We start from the raw sequence: 12,705 nt of genomic DNA, 5'->3' as shown, positions 1-12,705 counted from the left end.
TTGATGGTTTAATAGATTTTAAACTTTAGGTTTTATTTAACAATTGCCTTTAAATGATTATTAATAAAAACTAGAAAACACGTGTTTTTAAAGCTTAATAACATAACTATACACCTCTATTTTTACTTTATACATATGAAACACACCTAAAACTAGAAGTAAATATTAAAAATCTTAGAAGCCTCGTTATAAGCACTTTCAAAACTAAGTGCATTTAAGGAATTAAGGTGTTTAGCTGTAAAATAAGAAAGCAACTTTTCTGTTGGCATATTACCTGTAAGTTCATCTTTAGCCATAGGGCATCCGCCAAAGCCCTGTATGGCACCATCAAAACGTTTACATCCTGCATTAAAAGCAGCATCAACCTTTTCGTGCCATGTACTTGGTGTAGTATGCAAATGAGCACCAAATTCTATATTTGTGTATTTTGGAATTAAATTTGAAAACAAATAGGTTATACTTTCTGGAGTTGAAGTGCCAATAGTATCACTTAATGATAGAATTTTAACTCCCATTTTGTTTAGTTTTTCGGTCCACTCTCCTACTATATCAACATTCCAAGGGTCGCCGTAAGGATTTCCAAACCCCATAGAAATATAAACAACAACTTCTTTGTTAGATTTATAGGCCAACTCCAAAATGTTATTTAATATATCAACAGATTGTGCAATGGTTTTATGAGTATTACGCATTTGAAAATTTTCTGAAATAGAAAACGGATATCCTAAATAATTTATTTCAGAATGCTTACAAGCATTTTCAGCGCCTCTAACATTGGCTACTATAGCTAGTAATTTGCTAGTGGTTTTACTTAAATCTAATTGCGATAAAACCTCTGCCGTATCTACCATTTGCGGAATAGCCTTGGGCGAAACAAAACTGCCAAAATCTATGGTATCAAAGCCAACACGTAATAATGCCTGAATGAATTGTACTTTTTTAGCTGTTGGAATAAACTGTTTTATTCCTTGCATAGCATCACGAGGGCATTCTATTATTTTAATCTGTTCTGGCATTGGTTAATTAAATTTCAAGGTTAAAAATACTACTAATTTTTTGTAAGGCAATTATAATTATAGAGACTTTAATATGAGCAAATGAACAATAAATGTCATGAAAAAAATTACTTTGGTTCTAATATTTTCCGCTTTAAGTTTCAATTTTTTGTTCAGCCAAAGTGTTGCTTCATATGATATTGTTTTTGAAAGTATTTGGGATTCTGTAACAAACGACCCAATACATGGATGTAGTACCATTAATTTACCCAATAATGCCCATTGGTCTACTTTAGTAGGTGCTACACATGCTACCAATAATACCTTTTTAGAAATTGGACAAATAGCTACTGCCGGAGTAGAATCTGTTGCCGAAACCGGAGATTATACATCTTTTGAAACTGAAGTTACATTAAACCCAAATGCAGACCAATTTATTAATGGTGGTGATTTAAATGCTGCTAAAGGCACTGTAACCATTAATAATTTACAAGTAAATGAAAATTACCCTTTGCTTACACTTATTTCTATGATAGCTCCAACTCCAGATTGGTTTATTACACTTAATAGCTTTGATTTAAGAAATGGTGGTACATGGGTTACTTCTGCTTCAATAGATTTATTTCCGTATGATGCGGGTACTGAAGAGGGTTCTGGATATTCTACTACCAATCCTGATACCACCCCAAAAAATGTTATCACTGGCTTAATAAACACAACGCCTTTTAATAATAAAAAAATAGGCTCCATTACAATAACCTTAAAATCAGTTTTAAATAATGTGGAATTTAATTTAAACGATGCTGAAATTTACCCAAATCCTGCACAGGATAATATTACGGTAACTACTCCAAAACATATTAAATTGAAGACTATAGAAATTTACAACGTAATTGGAAATCTTAATAAAAACATCATAATTAAAGAAAGCCAACACCCTTTAAAAATTAACGTATCAAATTTAAATACAGGCTTTTACTTAGTAAAACTAAACACAAAAGACAATAAAAGTTTAACCAAAAAACTGATTATTAATTAACCTAAATTTAATATATCCATAAAATCTTACGCTTAAACGGTTTTATTAGTTATCTTTTTTTATAAGGTATACATTTGAGTAAATATTTCGCCCCAATGAAATTATTTGCCTACAAGAATGTTTATTTTCCCGTGTTGATATTTTTATTATCAACAGGTATTTTATCTTCTCAAAATAACACCACTTACTGCGGTAATGAGTTTTCATTAGAAGAAATAGCTTTATTAAATACTATTAAACCTCAATTAGTTCCTTTTGAACAAAAATTTTTATCAAATAAAACTAATAAGTCTAGTATTAAAATAGTTAATTCCATTCCAATAAAAGCACACGTTATTAGACATTCTAATGGCTCGGGCGGAATTTGTGAATCAGACTTAAATAGAGCCATAAGTAACCTTAATGAACAATTTGCAGATGCCTATTTAAACTTTTTTCTTTGTAATGACATTAACTACATTAATAGCGATACGTTATGCCATTATATGACCCGTCCTGAATAAAGGCTACATAATTTTAAACATTATGTACAAAAATGACAAAGTAATCAGACGGTATTCAGAACCCTTTAAACTAAAAATTCTAGATGAACTTAGTAAAGGTAAACACACAAAGAGCGAACTTTGTAAACTCTACTCTATTGCTCCTACAACAGTCAATGAGTGGATTAAAAAGTATAATCGTAAAGATTTAATGAACACCAGAGTAAAAGTGGAAACCAAAGACGAAATATCACGAATTAAAGCACTCCAAAAAGAAATAGAACAGCTTAAAAAACTGTTGCTTAAAAAAGATCTCGATGCCTTGGTATTAGATTCTTACCTAGAAGTAGCAGCTGAGGATCTAGGCTATAAATCTGTGGCTGAACTAAAAAAAAAGTTAAGCATAAAGCCTTAATCATAGCTAAAGAAAAATCTAAGGGATTTGCCTCTTTAACAACTATAAGCCATTGTTTTGGTCTTAAACGTGATGCGTATTATAAATACAAATCTAGAGCTGATAAGCGTTTAAAACTAGAACAACAGATTATTAACATAGTCAGTAAAAAACGTAAATCCCTTCCTAGAGAAGGTGTACGGAAACTCATAAAATCTTTAGATGATGAGTTTACTAAAGCCAATCTTAAAGTCGGGAGAGACACCTTATTTAACGTCCTTAGAAAACACAATATGCTTACTCTTAGAAAGAAAACTAGTGCCAGAACAACCAATTCTTATCATCGCTTTTATAAATATAACAACCTGATAAAGAACATAGATGTTACCAGACCAAACCAAGTTTGGGTTAGTGACATAACTTATATTAGAACCATAAAAGGTTTTTGCTACTTGGCTTTAATAACAGATATGTACTCTCGCAAAATTGTTGGATATGATCTTAGTGATAGTCTGGAATTAAAAGGTTGTGTAAGAGCGTTAAATAAAGCTATTTATCAAGCTAAAGACATTAAACAACTTATTCATCATTCAGATAGAGGAATACAGTATTGTAGCAATGTTTACACGCAAATACTTAAGAGAAAAAAGATAGATATTAGTATGACAGAAGAAAATCATTGTTATGAAAATGCCATGGCAGAACGTGTAAACGGTATCTTAAAAGATGAATTTTATCTAGACCAAACCTTTGATAATGTGGCTCATGCTAAGAGAGCTGCAAAAAATGCAATTAATTTATACAACGAAGTAAGATTACACTTATCTTTAGACTGCAAAACACCGAATATGGTATATCAATTATCAGCGTAAATTCTATTTTAACCTGTAGCCATATTTCAGGACAAGACAATAAAAAAGGAAATGAAGGTGATTTAATAGATGAAATCAATGTTCCTAATGTAATAAACATTTACTTTACAGAATATTTAGAAAACACTGACGACGAAGAAATTTGCGGCTACAGTAATAATAAAAGAAATAAGGATTTTATTGTAATTAAAAATAGTTGTGCTACAAACCCTTCTTCTCTTGCTCATGAAATGGGTCATTTTTTCTCATTAATACACACACACGGCCCTGATAATAATACCCTTACCACAGAGTTAGTTGATGGTAGTAATTGTGATACCGATGGTGACGGCATATGTGATACACCAGCAGACCCAAAACTTACTTGTGAAAATGTAAATAACTTTTGCCAATATATTGGCACTGAAACCGATGCTAATGGACAAGCCTTTACCCCAGATACGGGCAACATTATGTCTTACGCCTATAAAGCTTGTAGAACGCATTTTTCTGAACAACAACTGGCACGTATGTATGCGTTTTATATCACACAAAAAAATTATTTGGCATGTCCTTCTTTTAATGCCAATTTTAGTGTGGATGTTAGTCAAACCTGTAATGATAATTTACTTGTAAAATTTAATAGCACCTGCAATAACATCACTAAATGGGAATGGGATATAAACTCTGATGGTGTTATAGATTACACTACCCAAAACCCAACGCATAACTTTAGCTCTGGCATTTATGATGTTACATTAACCGTTTCTAACAAATCTAATTCTATAAGTAAAACATACACTAACCTTATTAAAGTTGGAGTGACAACAGAACCTTTATTTGATGAAAATTTTGATGAATTTGATGTTGCTAATAACAATGGTTGGACAAATAACGATGTATCTAATACTGGCTTTAATTGGTTAATTAATCATGGAGAAACCTCATCAGAAGAAACAGGTCCTACCCATGACAATACTAATAATAGTATTTTAGGAAATTATATTTACACCGAAGCTTCTAACGGAAACCTAGGAGATGTTGCAGAATTTATTTCACCTTGTATAGATGTGATTTATGAAAACTCTGAAATTGAATTTGCCTACCACATGTTTGGAAAAAATATTGGTGAACTACACGTAGATATAAAAACCAGTAATGGTTATATTAATGATGTTATTGCACCTTTAATTGGGCAACAACAAACAAACCAAACTGATGCTTTTCTAACTAAAAACATCAACTTATCATCATATTTAGGAGAAACCATAAATATTAGATTTAGAGCCATTAGAGGCAACGGTTGGAAAGGAGATATTGCTATTGATGATATTTTCTTAAAAACAATAATTACACCCATTTCTGACAATTCTGTTAAACTATACCCTAACCCAGTACAAAATAATATATTATTTGTAAAAACTAATAACGATAAACAAGAAAACTTAGTTTATGAAATATCAAATATGATGGGACAAAGATTTGCTTCGGGTGTAGTTACAAATGAACCTATTAATGTTAGTAACCTATCAAGCGGAACTTACCTATTAACCGTTTTGGGCAAAAATTCTAAAGTAGCAAAGCGTTTTATTAAGTAGTTTTAAGTATGGCTTTATTGATGGCTTTTATTAAGCTAGGACCTTCATAAATAAACCCTGTGTAAACTTGAACCAAATCGGCTCCAGCTTCAATTTTTTCAATGGCATCTTTTGCAGAATGAATCCCCCCAACTCCAATTATCGGGAAAGCTTTATTACTGTTTTCTGCCAAATATTTAATGACTTTGGTGCTTTTCTCTTTTATGGGTTGTCCGCTTAAACCGCCATTACCAATGGCTTCCAATGTTTCTTTAGAAGCTTTTAAACCTGTTCTATCAACCGATGTATTACTAGCTATAACCCCATCTAAATCTGTATTTTTTACCAGTTCTATAATTTCATCTAACTGGCCATTATTTAAATCTGGAGCTATTTTTAATAGAATTGGCTTTTCTGTTTTAAAAGCAGTATTAGCCTTTTTAACTTCGTTTATTAATTCTTCTAAATAATCTTTATCATTAAGTTTTGCATGACTTCCTACGTTAGGGCAACTTACATTTAAAACAAAATAATCAACAAAAGGATGTAAAGCGTTAAAACAAGCTAAATAATCAGCAGTATAGTCTTCTGGTTTGGTAGCTGTATTTTTGCCAATATTCCCCCCAATAATAAGTTTTCCTTTATTTTTCTTAAGTTGTTCAATAGCAGCTTTAAGTCCTTCGTTATTAAAGCCCATTCGGTTAATAATTCCTTGGTCGTCTTTAAGTCTAAACAGGCGTTTTTTGGGGTTTCCGGGTTGCCCTTTGGGGGTTACAGTCCCTATTTCAATAAACCCAAATCCAAAATTTGCTAATTCATTATATAAAACCGCATTTTTATCAAACCCTGCGGCCAAACCTACCGGATTTTTAAAGGTTAAACCAAATACGTGTCGTTCTAGCCGTTTATCTTCAATGGTATATAAACTTTTAAATAATGCCGAAAAACCAGGTATTTTAGAAGTTAGCTTTATTAAAGAAAATGTAAAATGATGTATTTTTTCAGGATCAAATAAAAAGAAAATTGGGCGAAGCAGTAGTTTGTACATCTGTTTTATTTATGCAAAAATACTCCTAAATAATCTAAATAAAAAATTAATAATTGTACTTTTGAAATACCTTTCTTAGGTAACATTTATCTTTTTTATTTACACAAAATTTATCCTAAAAAATGATATCAAAAGAACACATAATAAAACGCTTTGTAAGCTATGTAACTATTGACACAGAATCTGATCCAAACTCTCAAACAACACCTAGTACAGAGAAACAATGGGATTTAGCAAATAAACTTGCTGAAGAATTGAAAACCATTGGTATGGAAGATGTTTCTATTGATGATAACGCCTACATTATGGCAACCCTACCTAGTAATGTAAATTTTGAAGTGCCAACTATTGGTTTTATTGCTCATTTTGACACATCGCCAGATTTTACAGGTGCTAATATTAAGCCTCAAATTCATGAAAATTATTTAGGTGGCGATATTTTACTTAACAAAGAACAGGGAATTGTACTATCTCCAAACTATTTTGAAGACCTAAAACTTTATATAGGGCAAACGCTTATTACTACTGATGGTACTACCCTTTTGGGAGCCGATGATAAAGCAGGAATTTGCGAGATTGTAAGTGCTATGGAATACTTAATTAATCATCCAGAAATTAAGCACGGAAAAATTAGAGTTGGTTTTACCCCCGATGAAGAAATAGGTAGAGGAGCCCATAAATTTGATGTTGAAAAATTTGGAGCAGATTGGGCATATACTATGGATGGTAGTCAAATTGGCGAATTAGAATACGAAAACTTTAATGCAGCCTCTGCAGTTGTTAAAATTAAAGGTAAAATAGTGCACCCAGGATACGCTAAAGGTAAAATGATAAACTCAATGTATATCGCTACAGAATTTATAAACTCTTTACCTAAAATGGAAACCCCAGAACATACTGATGGCTACCAAGGCTTTTTCCATTTACATAACATGAATGGTAGTGTAGATGAAACCGTTTTAGAGTATATCATAAGAGATCATGACCGTCAACACTTCGATGCTAGAAAAGAAGTCTTATTAAAACTAACCAATGAGTTAAACGCGCAATATGGAAGTGACACTATTAAAACCGAAATTAAAGATCAGTATTTCAACATGCGTGAAAAAATTGAACCTGTAATGCATATTGTTGATATTGCTGAAGAAGCTATGAAACAAGTAGGTATAGAGCCTTTAATAAAAGCTATCCGTGGAGGAACCGATGGGTCTCAACTAAGTTATATGGGCTTACCTTGCCCAAATATTTTTGCTGGCGGACATAACTTTCATGGTAGATACGAATACGCACCTGTAGAAAGTATGATAAAAGCTACAGAGGTAATTTGTAAAATTGCAGAATTGACAGCTTTAAAAAAATAATAATTTTTAAATGCAAAGTGTTTAAAGAAAATTACACTATCGGTGAAACACATTATAAACCCGACTTAATTCAAAAAAAAACAAACAACCTATTTTTTTTAACCAAAAAAAACTGTTTCATCGAAAAAATGATGAGTCTATATACAATTTACTTATTTATACAGAGCTATTAATAACTAATAATCAATAAAACAATGAAGAGTAACATTTTTTTAAAACATTAAAAACAGTGGCAGTTATATTTGTATTTGTATTGTCTACAAGTGCTAGTGCTACAAATAGCATATCAACAACTGCTATTAACAATACTTCTTTAACTATGTTGTCATCAACTAACACTTATGCTCTGACTTGGGGTTGGTGGTGGAATTGAGGTAATTGGATTGGTTCTGGTGGACATGGACACTGACATGGTGGACACGGTAAGAGTGTTCCATTAGATGGAGGTTTAGGTATATTACTTTTAGGAGCTACTGTTTTTGGGGTAAGAAAATTAAGAAAGAAATAATATATATCTTTTAAAAACAAAAAAAAGGTGTTTCAGAAAAGAAACACCTTTTTTTTGTTTTTTAATTATTTGATTATTAAGATTAAACATAATCATTCATTCTCTGCAATGCTTTTATGGGATCATGACCAAAAGTTGCGTTTTAAGCAAAAATTGTAGTTAATCTAAAGAGAAAGAATTCTACATTTTTCACACTCCTAAATTGACTTCTGAAAGCTTTAAAACCTGAATTTTCTACTTGGTTGTACCATTGCGCCAATTTTGTGTAGGCTATTTCTATTGATTTAGCTTGGTTGAATATATTTCTGAGGTGTTGATTTTGAGTCCAATCAGAAGGAGCTTTGTAAAGTAGGTATCTACTTCTGGCAAGTAATTGTTTTCTAGTATCACCATTATCAAATATTTCAGGAGAAAATTCATGTTGTTTTTCTTTAGCTAGTTTTATCGAGTTGTTTTCTTGATCAATAGCTTCCCATCTATGTTTGATTCTAATATCTTGTAAAGCTTCAAGAGCCAGTTTTTGTACATGGAACCTATCGGCTACTTGTGTTGCTTTTGGAAAACAAACTCTGGCAATTGTTTTCATAGAGTTTGCCATATCTAGTGTTATTTCCTTGACTTTATTTCTGGTTTTAGAAGGGATTTTAAGTAGTTGTTCAATAATAGGTTCTATTTTAGTTCCTGCACATATGGCTACAATAGCGCCTTTTTTACCTTTAGCTTTTTTGTTGGTAATAATGGTGTATAGTTCTCCTTTGGAAAGTGCTGTTTCATCAATAGAAAGATATTTACCTATGTTTTGGGGATAGATGAGATATTGCTTAGCATGAGACTTCTGTTTCCATTGTTTGAATTCACTTAAATAGTCTCTATATTGCCTTTGTAGTTTTTTGCCATTAAGATTGTAGAATTCTGCTATGGTATGACAATTATTAGCCTTGGTATCTATTAATTTCTTTTAAAAAAGCAGCGAATTCGGTAGTCATACGAGTTCCCTTAGCTACTAGATTCCAGTCTCTTTGTACAATTTGTTGGTTGTTTTTATTGAGCCATCTTCTACGTTTTATATGTAGGTATACTGTATTTCCTCTAATGGGAAAATCTTGTACTGTTATTTCTTTGTGAAAACCATGAGCAATGACTATTTGCTTATCAAACTCATTGGGAATGGTTTTTTCTCTTGAAAATACAAATGAAGAATTTCGTTAGTTTTAGTGTGTTTCACTAAATCGAAGTTGTCAATTAAGAATTCAGGTAAAAACAGTTTTAATAGGTCTAAGCTAAGTTCCAATGCAATAATTTTAAAACTTCAAAACTAAAACTATCTTTATTCACACACAACTTTTGGGGTTGATCCAACTTTATGTCGAAGTCTTTTGATGGAAGTATTTTACGGGTTTAACTTGCGGGGTACTGTGTGACAAGACTTACCTCCATGTTTTACGCACTCTAATTATAATATAAATGATGGCTTTTTCATCGACCGTAGATATGTTTTAGTTAACAATCTTAACCTGTGAAAAAACATGACACCTCACAACTAAACCAAATAGGTTTGCTAAACATCTTTTGAATATAATTCGTCCACTTTTAAAGTATTTTAATATTCGTAAAAAAAATCTATCTATCCGCACCAATAACTTTAACAGGTTTATCCTCTTCTCCGTTGACCCTCGCTTTCTGCTCTATAAAATAAGGCTGAAAAGTATAACTTGATTTTTCATCCCATTTTACATTTACTTTTGGCAGTAAAGCCTTCATCTGCTCTATTTGCGATCTGTATTTAGGATTTTTAGCTTCATTTTTCCATTCATTAGGATCATTACTATGGTCGTAGAACTCTTCCGTTCCATCTTCATACTGAATGTACCGATAGCCATCTACTTTTACGGTATGGTTGTTCATACCAAAAGTTGTTATAGCCTTAGCCTCTTTAATACTTTCTCCTTTCTGTATCATAGACACCAAACTCTTTCCTTCATTTCTATCGTAGGCAGGAAGGTTTGCTAGTTCTAATAAAGTTGGATATATAGATAACATTTCAACAGGTGCATCAATTTGCTTTCCTTTCGGTAAATTAGGCCCTGCAAACATAAGGGGTGCCGAAGTAGCTGTTTCCCAAAGCGCATGCTTTGCAAAAGTACCTTTTTCACCTAATCGATATCCGTGGTCAGACCATAATACAACAATGGTGTTATCTGCGTATTTGCTACTTTCTAAAGCGTCTAAAACACGTCCCAATTCGTAATCTACATAGCTAATGCAGGCCAAATAAGCTTGAACTATTTTTTTCCATTCACCGCTTTCTATGGCCCATTCTGTGGACGGCATCATTGGGAGGTCGTTAATTTTCATTCCCACAGGCGGAATATCATTTAAATCATCAGATTTATAAGGTGGTGTTTTTATACTTTCCAAAGGATATAAATCGAACCATTTTTGTGGTACATATAAGGGCACATGAACACGCAGAAACCCTAGGCCTATAAAAAATGGTTTATCATAATTTCTATTTAAACGCTCTACTACCCAATTGACCGATTCGTGGTCTGGCATTAGGGTATCATTTTCTGGGAAAGCTCCCCAGTCAGTACTGGTTCGCCCGTGTTTACCTTTTATACCCTTACCGAAACCATCCCAAACAAAGCGCTCTTCGGGATAAGGTCCGAAGCCTTTTACACGACCACCTGATTCATTAAATACGTTGTTTGGAGCATGAATATGAAACAACTTCCCTATGCCAATAGTGTGGTAGTCATTATTTTTAAAGTACTCTGGCAAAAACGTAATATCCTTAGTGGCTTCGTTACCTGGTCTACGAATGGAATCATCGGGTGTCATGCCGTAGATACCTGTTGTTGAAGGGCGTAAACCCGTCATAATAGAAGCTCTTGACGGCCCGCATAAGGGTGCTTGCACATGGGCATCCGTAAAGGTAACCCCCATGTCAGCGAGTCTATCAAAGTTTGGAGTTTTTATATTAGAAAAATTATCAATCGGACTTATCATATTGTTCAAGTCATCAACCGCAATAAATAAGACATTGGGTTTAGAGTCCTTCTCCACGACTTTTGATTTTTCATTTTTACATGAAAAAAAGGTCAATAAGACTAAAAATAATAACTGAGTGTACTTCATAATGTTCTATTCTTTTCTAAAGGCTTTAATTTTTTGTTTTAATTCTTTTACAACTTCGGGATGCGAGGCTGCAATATTGTTTTTCTCAAATGGATCTTCATCGATATTAAATAATTGCACCACTTCATTTTTCTTTCTTACAGGGTCTGGAACAATTATTTTATAAGACGGGAAAATGTCCATTGGGCATAAACCTCACCAAACACACCATCGCGTTGGGTCAGTTTTTCTTCATCCAACACGCTGATTCCCGGTAAATTTTCTGGCTTCTCCATGTTTAGCACATCTAAGACCGTTGGTACCATATCAATGCTACTTACAATAGTTTCCGTATCCACTTTAGGTTTTATTTTTCCGGCCCATTTGTACATGATAGGTGTTCGGATGCCCATATCGTAAGGCGCACGTTTCGAGTTTTTTAAATAGTCACTTTTTTCTGGGTCTTGCGCCCATCCGTTATCGCATAAATAAACGAATAAAGTGTTCCCTGTCAACCCTTTTTCATCAAACATATCGAATAATTCCCCACAAGTTTCATCGAACCACTCGCACATGGCCCAATATTTTGCCAAATGTTCTGAATCGGTTTTCTTTAAGTATTTATTCGATAAACGTTTTGGCGGGTTTTGAGGTCTGTGCGGTAAAAATGGGGCATACCATAAAAAGAAGGGCTTGTTTTCTTTCAAAGCTAAATTTAAATAGTTGTTTATGCTATCGAGACCTTTTCTACCAATCTCTAAACCGTAATCGCCATGTCGTCCGCCACGCTTAGGATCGCCATGCGTCATGCCATAATCGAAACCGCCAACTTTATGGTTACCATGCCACCATTTTCCGGTTTGAAAAGACAAATAACCTTTTTCTTCAAGCATTTCCGGCAAAGTTGTTCTTTGCTCAAATTGCTTTATAATTGACCTGTAACTTTCTTTTCTATTTTTTCTTGATTCTTTTCTATCTTCCATCCTTTCATAAACTTTATCATTTCCAAGAATACCGTGGTCTTTTGGATTAAGCCCTGTTATTATTGATGCCAGTGATGGCGAACATAAGGGCGTAGGCACGTAACCGTGGGTAAACGTTAAACTTTCAGAAGCAAACTGATCCAATCGTGGGGTTTCTATATTCTCATCGCCCATAAAACCATAATCGGTCCAAGATTGGTCATCTGACAGGATGAATACGATGTTTGGTTGTTCTGACTCTGTTTCTGCTAGAGTTTCTTTTGGTTTCTCTTTGCTGCTTACAACTATTGTGCTTGCAATAAATAATAATTGTAATATGCTTTTTGCAGTGTTCAGCATCACCTGTATTT

The 12,705-nt window shown here is 33.1% G+C and carries 14 protein-coding genes; 8 read left to right on the top strand and 6 right to left on the bottom strand.

The genetic code is table 11. The annotated features are described in order from the left end of the window. Positions 1 to 152: 152 nt before the first annotated feature. Positions 153 to 1,016, bottom strand: coding sequence for a hydroxymethylglutaryl-CoA lyase (locus BWZ22_RS11795; protein ID WP_076700215.1), 864 nt, complete (start codon positions 1,014 to 1,016; stop codon positions 153 to 155). Between the two features lie 97 nt (positions 1,017 to 1,113). On the opposite strand from BWZ22_RS11795, the gene BWZ22_RS11790 reads away from it, so the two are divergent. From BWZ22_RS11790 to BWZ22_RS11770, 5 genes are all read left to right on the top strand, one after another. After that, a complete protein-coding gene (locus BWZ22_RS11790) occupies positions 1,114 to 2,034 on the top strand; it encodes a spondin domain-containing protein (protein ID WP_076700214.1) in 921 nt (306 codons plus the stop codon). A gap of 95 nt (positions 2,035 to 2,129) precedes the next feature. Continuing rightward, the gene (locus BWZ22_RS11785) at positions 2,130 to 2,537 is read left to right on the top strand and encodes a hypothetical protein (protein ID WP_076700212.1); all 408 of its coding nucleotides are present in this window, start codon (positions 2,130 to 2,132) and stop codon (positions 2,535 to 2,537) included. Between the two features lie 22 nt (positions 2,538 to 2,559). Continuing rightward, entirely contained in the window at positions 2,560 to 2,931 is a 372-nt protein-coding gene (locus BWZ22_RS11780; protein ID WP_076697791.1) for a transposase, read from the top strand. Further along, a complete protein-coding gene (locus BWZ22_RS11775; protein ID WP_076697792.1) occupies positions 2,931 to 3,782 on the top strand; it encodes an IS3 family transposase in 852 nt (283 codons plus the stop codon). Before BWZ22_RS11780 ends, BWZ22_RS11775 begins: the two co-directional genes overlap by 1 nt. A gap of 230 nt (positions 3,783 to 4,012) precedes the next feature. Further along, the gene (locus BWZ22_RS11770) at positions 4,013 to 5,359 is read left to right on the top strand and encodes a T9SS type A sorting domain-containing protein (protein ID WP_076700211.1); all 1,347 of its coding nucleotides are present in this window, start codon (positions 4,013 to 4,015) and stop codon (positions 5,357 to 5,359) included. Here BWZ22_RS11770 and BWZ22_RS11765 read toward each other — a convergent pair. Continuing rightward, on the bottom strand, positions 5,352 to 6,386 hold the full coding sequence (locus tag BWZ22_RS11765) for a quinone-dependent dihydroorotate dehydrogenase (protein ID WP_076700209.1): 1,035 nt from the start codon (positions 6,384 to 6,386) through the stop codon (positions 5,352 to 5,354). The two genes, BWZ22_RS11770 and BWZ22_RS11765, sit on opposite strands and share 8 nt — an antisense overlap. Positions 6,387 to 6,508: 122 nt before the next feature. Here BWZ22_RS11765 and pepT point away from each other — a divergent pair, with 122 nt between their 5' ends. The 3 genes from pepT (at position 6,509) to BWZ22_RS17095 (ending at position 8,255) form a co-directional block, all read left to right on the top strand. Further along, positions 6,509 to 7,747, top strand: a complete 1,239-nt coding sequence (pepT, locus tag BWZ22_RS11760; RefSeq protein WP_076700208.1) for a peptidase T — start codon at positions 6,509 to 6,511, stop codon at positions 7,745 to 7,747. Between the two features lie 229 nt (positions 7,748 to 7,976). Next, a complete protein-coding gene (locus tag BWZ22_RS16780; RefSeq protein WP_198027608.1) occupies positions 7,977 to 8,120 on the top strand; it encodes a hypothetical protein in 144 nt (47 codons plus the stop codon). An 81-nt stretch (positions 8,121 to 8,201) separates the two neighbouring features. Beyond that, a complete protein-coding gene (locus tag BWZ22_RS17095; RefSeq protein ID WP_371326828.1) occupies positions 8,202 to 8,255 on the top strand; it encodes a hypothetical protein in 54 nt (17 codons plus the stop codon). A gap of 142 nt (positions 8,256 to 8,397) precedes the next feature. On the opposite strand, the gene BWZ22_RS11755 is transcribed toward BWZ22_RS17095, so the two are convergent. From BWZ22_RS11755 to BWZ22_RS11740, 4 genes are all read right to left on the bottom strand, one after another. Then, positions 8,398 to 9,174: a transposase gene (locus tag BWZ22_RS11755; RefSeq protein ID WP_157607955.1), complete on the bottom strand. Its 777-nt coding sequence runs from the start codon at positions 9,172 to 9,174 to the stop codon at positions 8,398 to 8,400. Between the two features lie 701 nt (positions 9,175 to 9,875). Then, positions 9,876 to 11,321, bottom strand: a complete 1,446-nt coding sequence (locus BWZ22_RS11745) for a sulfatase (RefSeq protein ID WP_232225152.1) — start codon at positions 11,319 to 11,321, stop codon at positions 9,876 to 9,878. Between the two features lie 78 nt (positions 11,322 to 11,399). Next, on the bottom strand, positions 11,400 to 11,576 hold the full coding sequence (locus BWZ22_RS16775; protein ID WP_198027607.1) for a hypothetical protein: 177 nt from the start codon (positions 11,574 to 11,576) through the stop codon (positions 11,400 to 11,402). Next, the gene (locus BWZ22_RS11740) at positions 11,549 to 12,694 is read right to left on the bottom strand and encodes a sulfatase-like hydrolase/transferase (protein ID WP_198027606.1); all 1,146 of its coding nucleotides are present in this window, start codon (positions 12,692 to 12,694) and stop codon (positions 11,549 to 11,551) included. The genes BWZ22_RS16775 and BWZ22_RS11740 overlap by 28 nt, the downstream gene beginning before the upstream one ends. Between the last annotated feature and the right edge of the window lie 11 nt (positions 12,695 to 12,705).

Origin of the sequence: Seonamhaeicola sp. S2-3 (genome assembly GCF_001971785.1) — a bacterium.
Classification (GTDB): Bacteria; Bacteroidota; Bacteroidia; order Flavobacteriales; family Flavobacteriaceae; genus Seonamhaeicola.
This window is presented reverse-complemented; position numbering and strand designations above follow the sequence as displayed.

Coding starts and splice junctions, on each gene's coding strand:
- BWZ22_RS11795 (WP_076700215.1), bottom strand. CDS start 1,016: ATGCCAGAACAGATTAAAATAATAGAATGCCCTCGTGATGCTATGCAA.
- BWZ22_RS11790 (WP_076700214.1), top strand. CDS start 1,114: ATGAAAAAAATTACTTTGGTTCTAATATTTTCCGCTTTAAGTTTCAAT.
- BWZ22_RS11785 (WP_076700212.1), top strand. CDS start 2,130: ATGAAATTATTTGCCTACAAGAATGTTTATTTTCCCGTGTTGATATTT.
- BWZ22_RS11780 (WP_076697791.1), top strand. CDS start 2,560: ATGTACAAAAATGACAAAGTAATCAGACGGTATTCAGAACCCTTTAAA.
- BWZ22_RS11770 (WP_076700211.1), top strand. CDS start 4,013: ATGGGTCATTTTTTCTCATTAATACACACACACGGCCCTGATAATAAT.
- BWZ22_RS11765 (WP_076700209.1), bottom strand. CDS start 6,386: ATGTACAAACTACTGCTTCGCCCAATTTTCTTTTTATTTGATCCTGAA.
- pepT (WP_076700208.1), top strand. CDS start 6,509: ATGATATCAAAAGAACACATAATAAAACGCTTTGTAAGCTATGTAACT.
- BWZ22_RS16775 (WP_198027607.1), bottom strand. CDS start 11,576: ATGGACATTTTCCCGTCTTATAAAATAATTGTTCCAGACCCTGTAAGA.
- BWZ22_RS11740 (WP_198027606.1), bottom strand. CDS start 12,694: ATGCTGAACACTGCAAAAAGCATATTACAATTATTATTTATTGCAAGC.